Annotated in this window: 16 protein-coding genes and 1 pseudogene; 5 read left to right on the plus strand and 12 right to left on the minus strand. The window is 62.8% G+C overall.

What is annotated here, in order from left to right; translation table 11 throughout:
• Window positions 1-199: 199 nt before the first annotated feature.
• The 3 genes from ACPRTJ_RS05755 to ACPRTJ_RS05765 form a co-directional block, all read right to left on the minus strand.
• Window positions 200-574 carry a YkgJ family cysteine cluster protein gene (locus ACPRTJ_RS05755; protein WP_426428340.1) on the minus strand — a complete coding sequence of 125 codons (375 nt, stop codon included), beginning with the start codon at window positions 572-574 and terminating at the stop codon, window positions 200-202.
• Between the two features lie 179 nt (window positions 575-753).
• Window positions 754-1,989: an alanine transaminase gene (gene alaC / locus ACPRTJ_RS05760; RefSeq protein ID WP_043864411.1), complete on the minus strand. Its 1,236-nt coding sequence runs from the start codon at window positions 1,987-1,989 to the stop codon at window positions 754-756.
• A gap of 148 nt (window positions 1,990-2,137) precedes the next feature.
• Entirely contained in the window at window positions 2,138-3,265 is a 1,128-nt protein-coding gene (locus ACPRTJ_RS05765) for a hypothetical protein (RefSeq protein WP_058541385.1), read from the minus strand.
• A gap of 509 nt (window positions 3,266-3,774) precedes the next feature.
• Here ACPRTJ_RS05765 and ACPRTJ_RS05770 point away from each other — a divergent pair.
• A protein-coding gene (locus ACPRTJ_RS05770) for an IS3 family transposase (RefSeq protein WP_100632666.1) occupies window positions 3,775-4,937 on the plus strand; the annotation gives its coding sequence in 2 pieces (ribosomal slippage) (window positions 3,775-4,027 and window positions 4,027-4,937; 1,164 coding nt in all).
• 459 nt (window positions 4,938-5,396) lie between these two features.
• Here ACPRTJ_RS05770 and cyoE read toward each other — a convergent pair.
• The 7 genes from cyoE to hmpA all read right to left on the minus strand — a co-directional run bounded on the left by cyoE (window position 5,397) and on the right by hmpA (window position 12,651).
• Window positions 5,397-6,284, minus strand: a complete 888-nt coding sequence (cyoE, locus tag ACPRTJ_RS05775) for a heme o synthase (RefSeq protein WP_043864408.1) — start codon at window positions 6,282-6,284, stop codon at window positions 5,397-5,399.
• Window positions 6,285-6,295: 11 nt separating this feature from the next.
• Window positions 6,296-6,628, minus strand: coding sequence for a cytochrome o ubiquinol oxidase subunit IV (gene cyoD / locus ACPRTJ_RS05780; RefSeq protein ID WP_043864407.1), 333 nt, complete (start codon window positions 6,626-6,628; stop codon window positions 6,296-6,298).
• Entirely contained in the window at window positions 6,629-7,252 is a 624-nt protein-coding gene (cyoC, locus tag ACPRTJ_RS05785; protein ID WP_043864406.1) for a cytochrome o ubiquinol oxidase subunit III, read from the minus strand. It lies immediately after the preceding gene.
• Between the two features lie 3 nt (window positions 7,253-7,255).
• Window positions 7,256-9,274 (minus strand): cytochrome o ubiquinol oxidase subunit I, encoded by a 2,019-nt coding sequence (gene cyoB, locus ACPRTJ_RS05790; protein WP_043864405.1) that lies wholly within the window; start codon window positions 9,272-9,274, stop codon window positions 7,256-7,258.
• 3 nt (window positions 9,275-9,277) lie between these two features.
• Complete coding sequence (gene cyoA / locus ACPRTJ_RS05795) at window positions 9,278-10,219, minus strand: ubiquinol oxidase subunit II (protein ID WP_043864404.1); 942 nt, start codon at window positions 10,217-10,219, stop codon at window positions 9,278-9,280.
• 562 nt (window positions 10,220-10,781) lie between these two features.
• Window positions 10,782-11,288 carry a disulfide bond formation protein B gene (locus ACPRTJ_RS05800; RefSeq protein ID WP_043864403.1) on the minus strand — a complete coding sequence of 169 codons (507 nt, stop codon included), beginning with the start codon at window positions 11,286-11,288 and terminating at the stop codon, window positions 10,782-10,784.
• 181 nt (window positions 11,289-11,469) lie between these two features.
• On the minus strand, window positions 11,470-12,651 hold the full coding sequence (hmpA, locus tag ACPRTJ_RS05805) for an NO-inducible flavohemoprotein (RefSeq protein ID WP_104572932.1): 1,182 nt from the start codon (window positions 12,649-12,651) through the stop codon (window positions 11,470-11,472).
• Window positions 12,652-12,806: 155 nt separating this feature from the next.
• Between hmpA and norR the strand changes: the two genes are divergently transcribed.
• From norR to ACPRTJ_RS05825, 4 genes are all read left to right on the plus strand, one after another.
• Window positions 12,807-14,354 carry a nitric oxide reductase transcriptional regulator NorR gene (norR, locus tag ACPRTJ_RS05810; RefSeq protein WP_426428343.1) on the plus strand — a complete coding sequence of 516 codons (1,548 nt, stop codon included), beginning with the start codon at window positions 12,807-12,809 and terminating at the stop codon, window positions 14,352-14,354.
• A gap of 81 nt (window positions 14,355-14,435) precedes the next feature.
• Window positions 14,436-15,335: a chemotaxis protein gene (locus ACPRTJ_RS05815; protein ID WP_043864400.1), complete on the plus strand. Its 900-nt coding sequence runs from the start codon at window positions 14,436-14,438 to the stop codon at window positions 15,333-15,335.
• 150 nt (window positions 15,336-15,485) lie between these two features.
• Window positions 15,486-15,791 carry a hypothetical protein gene (locus tag ACPRTJ_RS05820; protein WP_043864399.1) on the plus strand — a complete coding sequence of 102 codons (306 nt, stop codon included), beginning with the start codon at window positions 15,486-15,488 and terminating at the stop codon, window positions 15,789-15,791.
• Window positions 15,770-16,531, plus strand: coding sequence for a YkgJ family cysteine cluster protein (locus tag ACPRTJ_RS05825; protein WP_078479911.1), 762 nt, complete (start codon window positions 15,770-15,772; stop codon window positions 16,529-16,531). The genes ACPRTJ_RS05820 and ACPRTJ_RS05825 overlap by 22 nt, the downstream gene beginning before the upstream one ends.
• 7 nt (window positions 16,532-16,538) lie before the next feature.
• Here the strand turns inward: ACPRTJ_RS05825 and ACPRTJ_RS05830 are convergent, their stop codons facing one another.
• Both ACPRTJ_RS05830 and ACPRTJ_RS05835 read right to left on the minus strand, forming a co-directional pair.
• Complete coding sequence (locus ACPRTJ_RS05830) at window positions 16,539-17,411, minus strand: methyl-accepting chemotaxis protein (RefSeq protein ID WP_370409068.1); 873 nt, start codon at window positions 17,409-17,411, stop codon at window positions 16,539-16,541.
• A gap of 429 nt (window positions 17,412-17,840) precedes the next feature.
• A pseudogene (locus tag ACPRTJ_RS05835) lies at window positions 17,841-18,185 on the minus strand (PAS domain-containing protein); the annotation flags it as partial.
• Between the last annotated feature and the right edge of the window lie 2 nt (window positions 18,186-18,187).

The raw sequence follows: 18,187 nt of genomic DNA on the forward strand, positions 1-18,187 counted from the left end.
CGGGTACGCCGTGGAAACTACACACACTAACGTCGAAATGCCTGACCTTGGCGACTACGATTCCAGTGCTGGAATATGTAGCCGCTTTCCCGGAGCCCTTGCGCAAAGGCGTTACGTCAAATGGTGTTAATACTTTGGCAATGGGCCCCGTGAATACAGGGCCTCGTCAAACTTACAGCGTCAGCCAACCGACGAACGGTCAGGCCACCTCCGGGTCTTCGGCGGGCCAGAACGGCTCGTTGGCTTCCAGAGGGGGCAGGCCGTGGGCGGCCCGCGCCGCGTTGCAGTCGTCGTTGGGCTGGCCATTGTCCCAGGCGGCATCGAACTCGCGGCAGGGGCTGGAGCGCTGGGCATAGAGCGAACAGCTGACGCTCTTGCCGATCTCGCCTTCAAGCCCTATGCAGCGACACGGCTTGGCGTCGGTGCCGATCATCGCCACCCGGGTCGGGTTGATCTGCACCACCAGTTCATCAGGCACGACACCCCCGGCCGAGGTGCATTCACCCCAGAAAAAGGACACACGGAAATACGCGCAGCAGGCACCGCAAGTCAAACAAGGATTGTTTTCGGACATGATTTGGGAGGGGGGGAGAAGTATCGTTGGAGGGAGAAACCCGACGATCATTCTATGCTTCGGCGTGGCGTTGAAAAGGGGGGCAGTGAAAGAAATATGGGCGGCCGACGGAAGGCGGTGTCGCGCCCTTCGCCGGCAAGGCCGGCTCCTACGGGAGCAGGCCTTGCCGGCGAGGTGCATCACGACGTGCGTGAAGCCCTGGCCGCCTTCGGCGCCTCGATGCCATCGGCACGGAACATCTGGCGGATGCCGCGCACCGCCTGGCGAATGCGGTCCTGGTTCTCGATCAGGGCAAAGCGCACATGGTCATCGCCATAGTCGCCAAAGCCGATGCCCGGCGACACGCATACCTTGGCTTCGGCCAGCAGCTTCTTGGCGAACTCCAGCGAACCCAGGTGCGCGTACTGCTCGGGGATCTTGGCCCACACGTACATCGAGGCCTTGGGGTTCTCGACCATCCAGCCGGTCTCGTGCAGCCCCTTGACCAGCACGTTGCGCCGCTGGCGGTACTGCTCGGCGATGTCGCGCACGCACTGCTGGTCGCCTTCGAGCGCCGCGATCGCCGCCACCTGCAACGGGGTGAAGGTGCCGTAGTCGTGGTAGCTCTTGATTCGCGCCAGGGCGTTGACCAGCTCCGGGTTGCCGACCATGAAGCCGATCCGCCAGCCGGCCATGTTGTAGCTCTTGGACAGCGTGAAGAACTCCACGGCGATGTCCTTGGCACCCGGCACCTGCATGATCGACGGGGCCTTCCAGCCGTCGTAGACGATGTCGGCATAGGCCAGGTCGTGGATCACCAGCACGTCGTACTGCTTGGCCAGTGCCACCACCCGCTCGAAGAAGTCCAGCTCCACGCACTGCGCGGTGGGGTTGGAGGGGAACCCCAGGATCATCATCTTGGGCTTGGGGATCGACTCGCGGATCGCCCGCTCCAGCTCGTTGAAGAAGTCCACGCCGGGCACCAGCGGCACCGAACGCACCTGGGCCCCAGCGATCACCGCGCCGTAGATGTGGATCGGGTAGCTGGGGTTGGGCACCAGCACGGTATCGCCGTGGTCCAGGGTGGCCAGCATCAGGTGGGCCAGGCCCTCCTTGGAGCCGATGGTGACAATGGCTTCGGACTCGGGGTCGATCTCGACGTCGTAGCGGTCCTTGTACCAGTGCGAGATGGCCCGGCGCAGGCGCGGGATACCGCGCGAGGTGGAGTAGCCGTGGGTGTCTTCGCGCTGGGCGACCTGTACCAGTTTTTCGACAATGTGCGGCGGCGTGGCCCCGTCGGGGTTGCCCATGCTCAGGTCGATGATGTCTTCGCCACGACGGCGCGCGGCCATCTTGAGTTCGGCGGTGATGTTGAATACGTAGGGGGGGAGACGATCTATGCGCGCAAAGCGGCGCGGCGAACCTTGGTCAGCCATGGTTACCTCGAGGACGTAAGCGCCCGGAACCGTCCGAGCGACGTTGGCCACTGCGGTGGCCGAGGCAGAAGATAGTGCCTGCAGGCAATGCCTGTAAAGTGGATTCGATCGCGGGCCGCGCAGCGCGGCCGCGACCGATGCCGCGGTGTCAGCACAGACGCTCGAACGACAGCGAGCGCCAGCTCCCCACATCCAGGCCCTCCTCCGGCGCCATGTGGGCCCCGCGCACGAAGCTGAAAGCCTTGCGCATATCGCCCTGGTGGACCAGCCGATGCTCCCCTTCGGACTCGCTCAGCAGCGTGTAGGAGTGCTTGCGCATGGCCCTGTAGCGGGCATCGTCGCGGTCCATGGCATCCAGGTAGTCGGCCACCTGCCCTTCGCTCAGCTCAAGGCGTTTTTGCAGCGTCACGCCCCAGCGGGTCAGGCAGGTTTCGGCAAAATGGCGCACGATCAGGCCCGGGTCGGGCAGCTCGTTGCCGGCACTGGCGCCATCGGCCGAGGCATTGCCCACCAGCGTGGCGTGGCGTCCTGGCAGTGGAAAGATGTGGACACGGGTATCGGGGTAGGTGGACGGGATGACGCAGGCGAAGCCCTTGGAGCGCTCGTCGCGAGAAAAGAAACCCACGTACTCCTTCACGTTGGTGCGCAGGTGCAGGCGGTGTGGCTGCAGGTTGTTGATCCCGGGCACGGGGTCGATGGCAAAGATGTTCACCGGCACGTGGGCCAGTTGCGGGTCGTCGGCCATGGCGTTGGCGAGCATGTGGGCACTGATGCCGCCGCGGCTCCAGCCCACGATGTTGACCTGATCGGGAATCAGGCCGTCCTTGCGGTGCATGCGGATGATGCCTTCCTGGAGTTGCTGCGGGGTCACGCCGCGGTCGCCATAGTCGTACTGGCGCCAGAACCAGGAACCCTCCTTCTTCACGTCCTCGATCGGCACGCCGGCTGACTTCAGGCGGTTGTAGTCCTGCTCGGTGAGTTTTTCGCGCTGCCAGGTGCAGGAGCCCTTGATGACCTGCAGGGCGTGGGCCACGTTCTGCTCCCAGCCGGCGCCGAACAGGGTGCCGGTGAGGCCGTATTCCTTGTTTTCGATGAACAGGTCATCGGCCTGCAGGTTGCCGCTGCCCGGGCCGTCGATGGCGATCCAGTTGGCGAACTCGCGGCTCTGGTCGTTGGAAGCAAGGGTGGCGACCAGTTCGCCGTTCCAGAAATTGGGGTTCTGGTCATCGAAACGGTGCGATCCGGTGCCGCAGAAGTAAACGGTCAGAATGCTCATGGCGGTGTGCTCCTTGGGGTGGGGAGCCGTCACGCTAGCAATGCCGGGGGTTGCGTGTTCAGCGGGGAGTGGTGCCCGGGTGGGAGGGATTGCCGGCCGTTGCCACGCACCGATCCAGAGGCCTTGCTCCGGCTGGTGATCTTGCTCTGGTTTTTGATCTGCTTTTGATCTGCTTTTGATCTTCTGGCCCTTCAGGAGGCCGAGTGGAGCGCCTGCGTAGTGGGGTGTAGGGCCATGGATGGCCCGGAAAGTGCCGACGGGCAGGGACGCCCGTGCGGCGCGGCCCCCGGAGCAGGTGCGGAGCGAGGGGACCCGGAGCGAAGCGTAGGGCCGTATGCAGGGCCCAGCCTTTTTGGTTACTTTTGGGGCGTTTGCCAAAAGTGACCCGCTGTAAGAGCGGAAGGCGCCGCTCGCAGCGCTATCCATGTCGGATAATCACACCGACTGTAGTGGTCTAATGAAACCGGACACCCATTTAGGCGAGAATGCTCGCCATAGAGAGGTGTCTGATGACCAAGCAACGTCGTACCTTTACCCCTGAGTTCAAGCGCGAGGCTGCGTGCCTGGTGCTCGACCAAGGCTACAGCCATATCGAAGCCGCCCGTTCGCTCGGATTGGTCGAATCGGCGCTTCGTCGATGGGTGAGCCAGCTTCAGCAAGAACGTAGCGGTGTTACTCCCACCAGCAAGGCTCTGACACCTGAGCAGCAAAAAATCCAGGAACTCGAAGCCCGTATCAATCGGCTAGAACGGGAAAAATCGATCTTAAAAAAGGCCACCGCGCTCTTGATGGCCGAGGAACACGAGCGTTCGCGTTAATCGATCAACTGCGGGCTCAAGAGCCTGTTGATCTGTTGTGCTCGGTATTTGATGTCACCCGATCTTGCTACTACGCGTACTGCCGGAAACGTCGGTATCCGGATGCCGAACGAGTAGTCTTGCGTAGCCGCGTGAACGAGTTGTTTACGCAAAGCCGAAGCGCTGCGGGCAGCCGGAGCATCATGCTGATGATGAAAGAGGACGGCATGCAGATCGGGCGATTCAAGGTACGTAGGTTGATGCGCGAGCTGAACTTGATCAGCAAACAGCCGGGCTCCCATGCCTACAAAAAGGCTACCGTGGAGCGGCCTGATATCCCGAACGTGCTTGATCGCGGGTTCAGCGTGGCATCCCCGAACACAGTCTGGTGCGGTGACATTACGTACGTCTGGGCTGAAGGCCAATGGCACTATCTGGCGGCTGTCATCGACCTTTGTGCCCGGCGTGTTGTAGGTTGGGCGTTCTCAGCCAAGCCTGATGCCAACCTAGTGATCAAGGCATTGGATATGGCCTATGAGCAGCGTGGCCGGCCTCAGAATGTGCTGTTTCACAGCGACCAGGGCAGCCAATACGGCAGCCTGAGTTTCCGCCAGAGACTATGGAGATACCGCTTCACGCAGAGCATGAGTCGGCGCGGCAACTGCCACGACAACGCGCCGATGGAGCGGCTATTTCGCAGCCTGAAGACTGAATGGATACCGACGGTGGGCTACATGAGCGCTGTGCTGGCGCAGCAAGATATCAGTCGGTTTTTGATGGAGCGGTACAACTGGCGGCGACCGCATCAATTCAACGAAGGGCTACCGCCTGCGGTCGCAGAGGAAAAACTCAATTCAGTGTCCGGGATCAGTTGACCACTACAGACATGAAAATCGACAATCATGTGCTTATCCAGCATGGATATCGACATTTAGGGCCCCTTCCGCTCTTACAGCGGCTTACTTTTTTCTTGGAAAAAGTAAGCAAAACCGCTCCGTCCAGCATCCGGCCCTACGCTTCGCTACGGGTCCCCTCACTCCACCCACGCTCCGTGGGGCCGCGCCGCACGGGCGTCCCTGCCCGTCGGCACTTTCCGGGCCATCCATGGCCCTACACCCCACTACACGCGGGCTCCATTCGGCCTCCTGAAGGACGGAAAGATCAAAAGCAAAAGCAAAAGCAAAAGCAAGAGCAAGAGCAAGAGCAAGAGCAAGAGCAAGAGCAAGAGCAAGAGCAAGAGCGGGAGCGGGAGCGGGAGCAAGAGCGAAGCCGTTTCTGAAGGGCAAAAAAAACCCCGGCACCTTTCGGCCCGGGGTCTCTTTCAACACATCAGATCAATGCGCGTAGGTCAGCAGCAGTTCGGTCGGCACCTTGGTGTCCAACGACATCATCACGCTCAACGCAGTGATGGTGAAGATGGAAAACACGAACAGCTTGCGCGCCCACAGGCGATCATCCACAGCCTTGTAGCCGGTCCAGGCCATGTACAACCAGTACATGCCCATCGCCGCGGCCACGGCCATGTAGCTCATGCCGGCATAACCACCGATGGTCAGCATCAGGGTCGCTGCCAGGAACGCCACGATGTACCAAAGGATGTGCTTCTTGGCCACCAGGATGCCACGCTTGACCGGCAGTACCGGAATCGAGGCCGCCAGGTAGTCGTTGAAGCGGAAGATCGCGATCGCATAGGAATGCGGCATCTGCCACAGGCTGAACATCACCAGCAGGGTCAACGCAGCCAGGTCGAAGCTGTTGCTCACGGCGCAGTAGCCGATCACCGGAGGCATGGCACCGGACAGGCTGCCTACCAGGGTGCCGTGCACCGATTTGCGCTTCAGGTACAGGCTGTAGAAACCCACGTAGATGATGAACCCGATCAGGCCGAACAACGCTGCCAGGGCATTGGCCTGCACGTACAGCAGGCCAAGCCCGGCCACCCCGAGCAGGGTGGCGTAGGCCAGCGCGATCTTCAGCGAGACCTGCCCTTGAACCATCACACGGTTCTTGGTGCGCTCCATCTTGATGTCGATGTCACGGTCGATGCAGTTGTTGAACACGCAACCGGACGCCACCACCAGCGAAGTGCCGATCACCGTGGCCAGGAACAGCATGAAGTCCACATGCCCTTGCGCGGCAAGGAAGAAACCGCCTGCCACAGAAAGCACGTTACCGAAAATGATCCCCGGTTTGGTGATTTGGATAAAGTGCTTAAAGGACATGCCGTCTTACCTCACTTCGCCATCATGCTGGTGTGGATGCTGAACATGATCCACAGCGACAGGCCGACCAACAGTGCAATGACCAACCCGGTGAACAGGAAGGCGCTGACGTTCTCACGCTGCTCTGGCGAACGGTCCAGGTGCAGGAAGTAGTACAGGTGCACGACGATCTGGATGACCGCGAAGGCCACCACGATCAGTACGGTCATGTCTTTGGGCAAGGTCGGGTACATCACCAGACCGAACGGGATCAGCGTCAGGATCACCGACAGTACGAAGCCGATTGCGTACGACTTCACGCTGCCGTGGCTGCCCTCGGCGTGCTCGTTATGTGCGTTAGCCATTTACAGAACCCCCAGCAGATAGACAACGGTGAATACGCAGATCCAGACCACGTCCAGGAAGTGCCAGAACAGGCTCAGGCAACCCATGCGGGTCTTGGCCGAACCGGTGATGCCCTTCTTCTGGATCTGGTACATCATCACGGCCATCCAGATCAGACCACCGGTCACGTGCAGACCGTGGGTGCCGACCAGGGCGAAGAAGCCCGACAGGAAGCCGCTGCGCTGCGGGCCGAAGCCTTCGCTGATCAGCAGGTGGAACTCGTTGACTTCCATGACGATGAAGCCAAGGCCGAGCAGGAAGGTGACTGCCAGCCAGGCCAGTACACCGTTCTTGTTGCCCTTGTACATCTGCAGCATGGCGAAGCCGAAGGTGATACTGGAGAACAGCAGCAGCGCGGTTTCAGCCAGTACATACGGCAGTTCGAAGATGTCGTGACCCGACGGGCCGCCGGCAAAGTTGCCGGACAGCACCGCGTAGGCTGCGAAGATCGACGCAAACAGGATGCAGTCGGTCATCAGGTACAGCCAGAAACCGAATACGGTCATCTGGCCCGAGTCGTGGTGTTCTTCGTGCCCATGGTCGTGACCATGAGCAGCATCAGCATTGATTACATGACTGGACATTGATTAAACCCGTTCAAACGATTCGACAGGCGCACCGACTGGCGAGCCGGTAGCCAGACCGAGGTGCTTCAGACGCTCACCTTCGATACGTGCCACTTCCTCGGCAGGAACCATGTAGCCCTGGTCGTCACGCGCAGCGTGAGCAACGAAGACAGCGATGGTGCCGATCAGGCCGACCGCGGCCAACCACCAGATGTGCCAGATGGTGGCGAAACCGAAGACGGTCAACAGCGCGCCCATATACAGACCGGTAGCGGTGTTGTTCGGCATGTGGATCGGTGCGTACTGGGCCGGAGCCTTGTAGGCGATACCGGCGCGCTTGGCTTCGGTCCATGCGTCCAGGCCGACTTTTTCCGGCATGGTGGCGAAGTTGTAGAACGGCGGTGGCGACGAGGTCGACCATTCCAGGGTGTGCGCATTCCATGGGTCGCCAGTGACGTCCATGTTGTCCTTGCGATCGCGGATCGACACGTACAGCTGGATCAGCTGGCAGGCGATACCGAACAGGATCAGCACGGCACCGACCACGGCCACGTACAGGTACGGTTCCCAGGCAGGGTTGTCCGAGTGGTTCAGACGACGGGTCATGCCCATGAAGCCCAGTGCGTACAGCGGCATGAAAGCCACGTAGAAACCGGAGATCCAGAACCAGAAGGCAGCCTTGCCCCACTTCTCGTTCAGGGTGAAACCGAAGGCTTTCGGGAACCAGAAGGCGAAGCCGGCAATGTAGCCGAACACCGCACCACCGATGATCACGTTGTGGAAGTGAGCGATCACGAACAGGCTGTTGTGCAGCACGAAGTCAGCACCAGGTACGGCCAGCAGTACGCCGGTCATGCCGCCGATCGAGAAGGTCACCATGAAGCCCAGGGTCCACAGCACTGGCGCGGTGAAGCGCAGACGGCCCTGGTAGATCGTGAACAGCCAGTTGAACAGCTTGACCCCGGTCGGGATCGAAATGAGCATGGTCGCCAGACCGAAGAAGGTGTTGACGCTGGCGCCCGAACCCATGGTGAAGAAGTGGTGCAGCCATACGCCGAAGCCCAGAACCGAGATCGCACCCGAGGCGTAGATCATCGACTTGTGGCCGAACAGGCGCTTGCCGGTAAAGGTCGAGATGACTTCCGAGAACACGCCGAACGCCGGCAGGATCAGGATGTACACCTCAGGGTGACCCCATGCCCAGAACAGGTTGACGTACATCATCGGGTTCCCACCAAGCTCGTTGGTGAAAATGTGGAAGTCCAGATAACGGTCAACGGTCAGCAGTGCCAGGGTCGCGGTCAGGATCGGGAACGAAGCCACGATCAGGATGTTGGCCCAGGTGCAGGTCCAGGTGAAGATCGGCATGTCCATCAGCTTCATGCCAGGGGCGCGCATTTTCAGCACGGTGGCCAGGAAGTTGACACCGGTCAGCGTTGTCCCCAATCCGGATATCTGTAGCGCCCAGATGTAGTAGTCGACACCGACCCCAGGGCTGTACTGGATACCCGCCAGCGGTGGATAGGCCACCCAGCCGGTCTTGGCGAACTCGCCCACGCCCAGGGAGATGTTGACCAGCGCAACGCCGGACACCAGCAGCCAGAAGCTCAGGGAGTTGAGGAACGGGAAGGCAACGTCACGTGCACCGATCTGCAGAGGCAGGGCCAGGTTCATCAGGCCGGTGAAGAATGGCATCGCCATGAAGATGATCATGATCACACCGTGAGCGGTGAAGATCTGGTCATAGTGTTCAGGAGGCAGATAGCCCTCGGCGCCGCCAGTGGCCATGGCCAGCTGGGTACGCATCATGATGGCGTCGGCAAAGCCGCGCAGCAGCATGACCATCGCGACGATGATGTACATCACCCCGATCTTCTTGTGGTCGACCGACGTCAGCCACTCGGTCCACAAGTAGGTCCACTTGCGGAAATAGGTGATTGCAGCAACCAACGCGAGACCGCCGAGCGCGATCATGGCGAGGGTCACCATGACTATCGGCTCGTGATACGGGATCGCGTCCAGACTAAGTTTACCGAACATCTTTTACTCCTCTGCCCCAGCAGCTGAATGCATACTCACGTCCATCGCTTCGGCCGCTTCTTTGTGCTCTTTCTTCTCGTGCACCACCGGCTTGCCACGGTTCATGCCCTCGTACTTGTCGACGATGGACTGGAACATGTTTTCCGGGGCCACGCTGTAGAGCGCAACCGGGTTGTTTTCGCTAGGTTTGGCCAGAGCCTCGTAGGTGGCCTTGTCCAGTTGTTGCGGCGACTGCTTGACCTCGTTGACCCACGCCTCGAAATCTTCCTGGGACGTGGCGATCGCCTTGAACTTCATGCCGGTGAAGCCGGCACCGCTGTAGTTGGCGGAGATCCCGTCGAACTCGGCGTTCTGGTTGGCAATCAGGTGCAGCTTGGTGGTCATGCCCGCCATCGCGTAGATCTGGCCGCCCAGGCCCGGGATGAAGAACGAGTTCATCACGGCGTCGGAGGTCACGCGGAAATTGACCGGGGTGTTGGCCGGGAAGACGATCTTGTTGACCGTGGCAATACCCTGTTCCGGGTAGATGAACAGCCATTTCCAGTCCAGCGCGACCACGTCGATCTGCACCGGCTTCACGTCGGAATCCAGTGGACGGTACGGGTCCAGCTTGTGGGTGGAGAGGTAGGTGACATAACCCAGGGCGATGATGATCAGCACCGGGATGGACCATACGGCCACTTCGATCTTGGTCGAGTGCGACCAGTCAGGGGTGTAGGTGGCAGCCTTGTTGGAGGCGCGATACTTCCACGCGAACGCGATCGTCATGAAAATGACAGGAATCACCACCAGCAACATCAGGCCGGTAGCGATCAGGATCAGGTTCCTTTGCTCAATGCCGACCTGGCCCTTCGGGTCGAGCAGGGTCCAGTTGCACCCACTGAGTAAAAGCATGCCTAAAAAGGGCAGAATGCCAAACAGTCTGGGGTAACGCTTTTTACTCATCTCACGACCTCTAGAGCAGCTTGCTTCAATGCAATTTGTGTTTTGGTCGCCAACACTTCGTCCTGCCAAGCGTCAGCATTTATGGGATCGAATACGGTCACGCCGGAATTCAGCTGCGGCTGCTCGGCAGAACCGGTGTGCAACGGTGCTTATTGTTTTGACTTCGTAGGCAATCAGGCCTGTTTACAGACCAATTCCATTTGGTGCGGAAAATCACGGGAGGGGGGTCAGCCCGGCATCGCCGCAGGCGATGCTCGTCAGAGTCACGAAAGGGGCCGGAGCTCCTTTAATCCTGCAACTCGCAAGCGGTGCCGAACGGAAATTGGGGGCGATTGTAGTGACGTAACATGGCCATGACTATGACTTATTGAGCAACAGTCCTTTACAGAAAACGTAACAATAGCGCAGCAAAAATCAATTTCGCGACAGTTTGTCGCACCCCTGGCTGTAGCCCTGAAATGCCCGTACCGCAAGGGTTGGGACTTGATCCAGGTCAACCTGGAGGCGACTTCTTCGGAAAATTCTCAAGCCCTGAGCACTTGCCTCGACACGGGACTTTTGTCTAACGCTGGCGACGGTTGCGGTAGATGCCCAGCGGCACCAGCACGGCGGTCAGCACGAAGGCCAGCAGCGCCCATTGCGCCAGCGACAGCCCCAGCACCGGCGGGTACGGCGTCGAGCAGAAACCATCCACCTGGAACACCAGCGGCAGCACCGAGGCCAGCGGCAGGCCGTCGACGATCGGCTGCAGTGTGTCGATGCCGCAGCTGACGGCCGGGTTGGCCAGAATGTAGGCGTGGTTGCCCGCTGCAGCAATGCCGCCGATGGCGCTCAGCACCACCAGGGCCTCGAACAGCGTGAGGCTGCGCCGCCCGGGCATGGCCGCACCGATGAAGGCGAACAGGGCGATGAACAGCAATGCATAGCGCTGCAGGATGCACAGTGGGCACGGTGCCTCGCCCAGCACGATCTGCATGTACAGGGCACCGCCGATCAGCGCCAGGCAGATGGCGCCCAGCAGTACCAGAAAGCGCCGTTCCCGATTCAGGCGCTGCGTTAGATCGTTCATTCCCGTTCCCTTCACTAGATAGGTGGCTCAAGCCTGGGCGCAATTCTACACGCCGACCATGACCACAGGGAGTGAAGGTTAAACCGATTAAAAGAAGATTAAGGTCGGCAGCTTAGCCGGCGCCTGCAGCACATACGCTTAGCTGCAGGCGCCGGCATTGCCGGCGAACAGGCCCCGGCCCTTACTCGAGTGCCGCCGCCGGCCCGAAGAACTCGTAGCGGCTCTGCTGCTCCGGCACCCCCAGGGCCTTGAGCTGACGCCTGATCGCCGCCATGAAGCCCTTGGGCCCCAGGAAGTACGCGTCCAGGTCACGCTCGACCGGCAGCCACTGCGCCAGTTGATCCTGGCTCAGCAGCCCCACGGCGTCGGCCGGCAGGCTCACCCCGTCATCCTCGGCGTAGCAATAGAAGCGCTTGAGCTGCGGATGACGCGCCGCGCGTTCGTCCACCCAGTCGCGAAACGCATGCACCGCACCGTTGCGCGCGCAATGAATGAAGTGCACCAGGCGACCGCTGGCCAGGGCCGCGTCGAGCATCGCCAGGGTCGGGGTGATCCCTACCCCGCCGCTGATCAGCACCAGCGGCTTGTCGCTGGCGCTCAGGGTGAACTCGCCCGCCGGCGGGAACAGCTCCAGGGTATCGCCCACCTGCAGGTGCTCATGCAGGTAGTTGGACACCTTGCCGCCCGCCTCGCGCTTGACGCTGATGCGGTACTCGCGGCCGTCACCCAGCGCCGACAATGAATAGTTGCGCCGGTGCTCCTGGCCATCGATCTGCACCTTCAGGCCCAGGTACTGACCGGGCTCGCCCTTGAGAACCGGGCCGCCATCGAGCGGGGCGAAGTGAAACGAGACGATCTCGCTGCTCTCCTGCACCCGCGCCGCCAGCCGGAACGCCCGCGCACCGCGCCAGCCACCCGGCGCCTGGGCCTTCTGCTGGTACAGGCCCTCTTCGGCGCCGATCAGGATATCGGCCAGTTGCTGGTAGGCCGCGCCCCAGGCCGCGATGACCTCGGGGGTGGCGACCTCCTTGCCGAGCACCTCTTCGATGGCACGCAGCAGGCAGGCGCCGACGATCGGGTAATGCTCGGGCAGGATCTGCAGCGCCACGTGCTTGTTGATGATCTGGTTCACCAGGCCGCCCAGTTGCTCGAGCTGGTCGATATGGCGTGCATACATCAGTACGCCATTGGCCAGCGCCCGCGGCTGGTCGCCGCTGGCCTGGTTGGCCTGGTTGAACAACGGACGCACCTCGGGGTATTCGCTGAGCATCAGTTTGTAGAAATGCGTGGTCAGCGCCTCGCCGCCGCTTTCCAGCAGCGGAACGGTGGCTTTGACGATGGCACGATCTTGGGCATTGAGCATGGGTAACTCCCGGGCCTTATGGCTTCTGGATAATCTGCCCGGGTTGTTTCAGCTTTCGTGCCAACTATTAAATCCATATAAATCAATAGCTTGAATATTTTTGAGTCAAATTGACCACAGCCCTGCTAGAGTCATAAAGACTCGAAGGAGTCATCATGACCGCAAAATCCCTGCTTACCGCACTGCTGCCCCTGGTCAGCGACCTGTCTCGCGAGCTGCCCGAACGCGAACGCTACCGTCGCCTGCTCGAAGCCATGCGCGCCCTGTTGCCATGCGACGCCGCCGCGCTGCTGCGCCTGGATGGCGAATGGCTGGTCCCCCTGGCGGTGGACGGCCTGAGCCCCGACACCCTGGGCCGGCGCTTCAAGGTCAGCGAACACCCGCGCTTCGCCGCCCTGCTCAGCCGCAACGAGCCGACCCGCTTTGCCAGCGACAGCCAGTTGCCCGACCCCTACGACGGCCTGGTCGAGGGCCTGCACCAGCACCTGGAGGTACACGACTGCATGGGCTGCCCGCTGTTCGTCGACGAACGGCCCTGGGGCCTGATCACCCTCGATGCGCTGGCCCCGGAGCGCTTCCAGCAGGTCGAGCTGGACGCCCTGCAGGCCTTCGCCAGCCTGGCCGCCGCCACGGTCAACGTGGCGCAACGTATCGAACGCCTGGCCCTGCGCGCCGAAGACGAACACCAGCGCGCCGAGATCTACCGCCAGGCCAGCGGCCAGCAGCACCAGGAACTGATCGGCCAGAGCAAGGCCCACAAGCACCTGCTCGAAGAGATCCGCCTGGTCGCCGGCAGCGACCTGACCGTACTGGTCACCGGTGAAACCGGGGTCGGCAAGGAGCTGGTGGCCCAGGCCATCCACCAGCAGTCGGCGCGTGCCGACAAGCCGATGATCAGCCTCAACTGCGCCGCCTTGCCCGACACCCTGGTCGAGAGCGAGCTGTTCGGCCATGTGCGCGGCGCCTTCACCGGCGCGGTGGGCGAGCGACGCGGCAAGTTCGAGCTGGCCAACGGCGGCACACTGTTTCTCGACGAAGTGGGCGAACTGTCGCTGGCCGTGCAGGCCAAGTTGCTGCGCGTGCTGCAAAGCGGACAGCTGCAGCGCCTGGGCTCGGACCAGGAGCACCAGGTGGATGTGCGCCTGATTGCCGCCACCAACCGCGACCTGGCCGAGGAAGTGCGTGCCGGGCGCTACCGCGCCGACTTCTACCACCGCCTGAGCGTGTACCCGCTGCGGGTGCCGGCGCTGCGCGAGCGCGGGCGCGACGTGCTGCTGCTCAGCGGCTACTTCCTGGAGCAGAACCGCTCGCGCATGGGCCTGAACAGCCTGCGCCTGAGCAGCGATGCCCAGGCCGCGCTGCTGGCGTACGACTGGCCGGGCAATGTGCGCGAACTGGAGCACCTGATCGGCCGCTCGTCGCTCAAGGCGCTGGGCCAGCACCCCGAGCGGCCGAAGATCCTCACCCTGGAGGCCCGCGACTTCGACCTGCCCGGCGCCGGCCCGGGGGCAGCGCCCAGCGTGGCGGCGCCACTGCCACCGCCGCCCGGCACCGACCTGCGCCAGGCCCTGGACCTGTACCAGCGCCAGCTGATCGAGGCCTGCCTGGAGCGCCACCAGCACAACTGGGCCAGTGCCGCGCGCGAGCTGGGCCTGGACCGCGCCAACCTCAGCCGCCTGGCCCGCCGACTGGGGCTACGCTGAAGTGCAGTGGCGGATTAAAGCCTGGCGCGCTCGGGTCGATAACCCGGCAGATCCCTTATTCTCTTTGCCCTGAAGGTGCCTATGGCCTCGCAAAATGCCCGCGCCGACTCGCTGTCGCTGCTGCTGTTCACCCTGCGCAGCGGCAAGCTGATGGCAATCAACCTGCTCAAGGTCAGCGAGATCATCCCTTGCCCGCCCCTGACCAAGCTCCCGGAATCGCACCCGCACGTCAAAGGCGTGGCCACCCTGCGGGGCAACTCGCTGTCGGTCATCGACCTGTCGCGCGCCATCGGCGAACGCCCGCTGGAAGACCCCAACGGCGGCTGCCTGATCGTCACCGACATCAGCCGCTCCAAGCAGGGCCTGCACGTGCAGGCGGTGAGCCGCATCGTGCATTGCCTGAGTACCGACATCAAGCCGCCGCCCTACGGGTCGAGCAGCAAGGCATTCATCACCGGGGTAACCCAGGTGGACGGCACGCTGGTGCAGGTGCTGGACATCGAAAAGGTCATTCACGGCATTGCGCCGCCGCCGCGTGAAGTGAGCAGCAGCGAGCTGAACCCCGAAGACGCCGCCGTTCTGCAGGCCACCAACATACTGGTGGTCGATGACAGCCATGTGGCACTCCACCAGTCGGTGCTGACCCTGCGCGGCCTGGGGCTGGAATGCCACACCGCCAAGAGTGCCAAGGATGCCATCGACACCCTGCTGGAGCTGCAGGGCACCGACCGGGAGATCAACGTGGTGGTCTCGGACATCGAGATGTCCGAGATGGACGGCTACGCCTTCACCCGCACACTGCGCGAAACGCCTGACTTCCAGCACCTCTATGTACTGCTGCACACCTCGCTGGACAGCGCGATGAACAGCGAGAAAGCCCGGCTGGCAGGGGCGAACGCGGTGCTGACCAAGTTCTCCTCGCCGGAGCTCACCGATTGCCTGATCGTGGCAGCGCGGGCGGTGGCTTTCGCCGAGCGCTGAGCCGGCCCCCTTCGCCGGCAGGGCGACTCCTATAGGGGCCGCGATCCCTTGCCGGCGAAGGGGCCAGGACAAACGCTGAAACGCTCCTGCTCCTGCAAAAACCGATGCTCTGGCATAATCAGCGGCCTCTCCCCTCATGAGCCGCCCATCATGAAAGCCCTCACCTTCGCCCTGCTGGCCCTGTTCAGCCTCGGCGCCCATGCCTCCAGCGACCAGGCCTGGGCCGACCACGAACAAGCCCTGACCAGGGCCTGCCTCGCCGCCAGCCAGTTCAAGGATGCCCGGCCCGCCAGCAAGCCGGCCGAGTTCGACGACCGCGTCGGCTACAGTGCCCTGCTGATCAGCGGCCACTACCCGCAAAAGCACATGAAGAACCAGAAAGGCAGCGAGCTGTGCCTGTTCGACAAGCAGCGCAAGACTGCCTTCATCACCGAATGGACCCCCGCCAAACCGTGACCAGCGCTGCAACCTCACTCCAGTTCGACTGCACCGGCTGTGGCAAATGCTGCAATGGCCACCACGTTCCCCTGACCCTCGACGAAGCGCGCCACTGGGTGGCAGATGGCGGCCAGCTCATCGTGCTGGTGGAAGCCTTTCTGGCCAACGGCCTGGGCCTGCCCGACGCCCAGCGCGAGCACGCCACCCGCCGTGCCTGCGCCGTGCCCTGCGGCAGTACCCAGGCACACGTGGCCATCACCTTCGCCGCGTTCAACCCCGGCGCCTGCCGCAATCTGGATGCCGACAACCTGTGCCGCATCTATGAGCGCCGGCCGCTGGTGTGCCGCATCTACCCGATGGAAATCAACCCGCACATCCCGTTGCGCCCCGACGCCAAGGACTGCCCGACCGAAGCCTGGCAACGCGGCCCGGTACTGATCCACGGCAGCCAGTTGATGGACCGCCAACTGGCCGAGCTGATCGAGCGCTCGCGCCAGGCCGACCGCGACGATATCCACGCCAAAGTGCAGATCTGCCAGCAACTGGGCATCACCACCAGCGCGCTCAAGGGCAACGGCTTCACCGCCTACCTGCCCGACACCGGGGCGCTGCACGCCGCCCTGCACGCCCCGGGCAACGCCGCGCTGGCGCCCTGGACCCTGCACGTGGAAAACCCGGCACTGGTCGAGCAACTGCATCAGGCCGGCGCCCGGGTGTGCAGCACATCGGCTGGCCACTACAGCTTCATCGGTTTCTGAGCGGCGCCTAGCGGCGCTGCCAGAACTCCTCGGCCAGGCGCCGCAGGTCTTCGGCCAGGCCGGCCACGTCGCTGGCGTTGGCATGCCCGTGCTGACCGGCCACCACGCTCTCTTCGCTGGCCTGGCGAATGCTGATGATGTTGCGGTTGATATCTTCGCTGACCAGGCTCTGCTGCTCCACCGCCGCAGCAATCTGCAGGCTCATCTCGCTGATCTGGTTGACCTGCTGGCTGATGCCGTCCAGCGCCACCGCCGCCTGCTGCGCCTGCTCGACGCTCTGCCCGGCATGCTCGCGGCTCTCGTGCATGGCCTGCACCGCATCGCGGGTGCCGCGCTGCAAGGCGCTGATCATGCGCTGGATTTCGCCGGTGGACTCGGCCGTGCGCTTGGCCAGGCCGCGCACCTCATCGGCGACCACCGCAAAGCCACGCCCCTGATCCCCCGCCCGCGCCGCCTCGATGGCCGCGTTCAGTGCCAGCAGGTTGGTCTGCTCGGCGATGCTGTGGATAACCGACAGCACTCCGGAAATTTCCATGCTGTGGCCTTCCAGGGTGTGGATAACCTCGGTGGCAGCGCTCAGTGCGCTGGCCAGTTCGAGGATGCTGCTGCGGCTGCGGTCCACCAGCTGATGACCATTCTGGGTGGCATCCTCGGCATGCTCGGCGGCCTCCGAAGCCTGCTGGGCATTGCTGGCCACCTCGGCCACGCTGGTGGTCATCTGGTTGATTGCCGCCGCCACCTGATCGGCCTCGCCCTGCTGGCCCAGGGTGGTGGTGTGGCTGTGCTGCAGGTGCTGCGCCAGCTCTGCGGTGTGGCCGGCCAGGCGCTGCGAGGTGTCGCCAATGCGCCCCACCACCGCCCCGATCTGCGCCTCGAGCATCAGCAGGGCGAACTCGATCTGCCCCACGGCGCCCGCCTTGCCGGTATACAGCTGCTGGCTCAACGGGTTGTCGGCAATCGACTGCGCCCGCACCCGCAGTTGTTCCAGTGGGCGCAGCAGCACCGACACCAGCAGCGCACTGAGCCCACCGGCGGCCACCAGCTCCAGTAGCCACTGCCACGGCAGCGTCGGCAACAGCAGGCGGCTGGTGCCCAGCACCACTGCCAGCACCAGGCCTGTGCCCAGCCCCAGCTGCAACGCCAGGCCAGGGCGCGGCAGGCGTTGCCACCAGGGCAACGGGCGCTGCTGGCGCAAGCGTGCATAGCAACGTTCGGCGGCCTCCACCTGCGCCGGGGTGGGCTTGGTGCGCACCGACTGGTACTCCACCGTCTGGCCCTGGCTGGTGACCGGCGACACGAATGCGCTGACCCAGTAATGGTCGCCATTCTTGCAGCGGTTCTTCACCAGCCCCATCCACGAGCGGCCGGCCTTGAGGGTCTGCCACATCTGCGCAAAGGCCTGGGAAGGCATGTCGGGATGGCGTACCACATGGTGCAACTGGCCAATCAGCTCGTCGCGCTCGAACCCGCTGACCTTGAGAAAATCCTCGTTGGCATAGGTAATGGCGCTGGTCAGATCGGTGGTGGAAAGGATATTCGCGTCACCGGGGTAATCTACATTGCGGCCGGTCACAGGCAGATTGCTCTTCATCGAAAGCGCTCGCGTTTTTATAGGTGGAGGGGCGGCAGGGCGAGAGACTCTACGGGGCAACATTT

It is taken from the genome of Pseudomonas palmensis (genome assembly GCF_049942755.1).
Lineage (GTDB): Bacteria > Pseudomonadota > Gammaproteobacteria > Pseudomonadales > Pseudomonadaceae > Aquipseudomonas > Aquipseudomonas palmensis.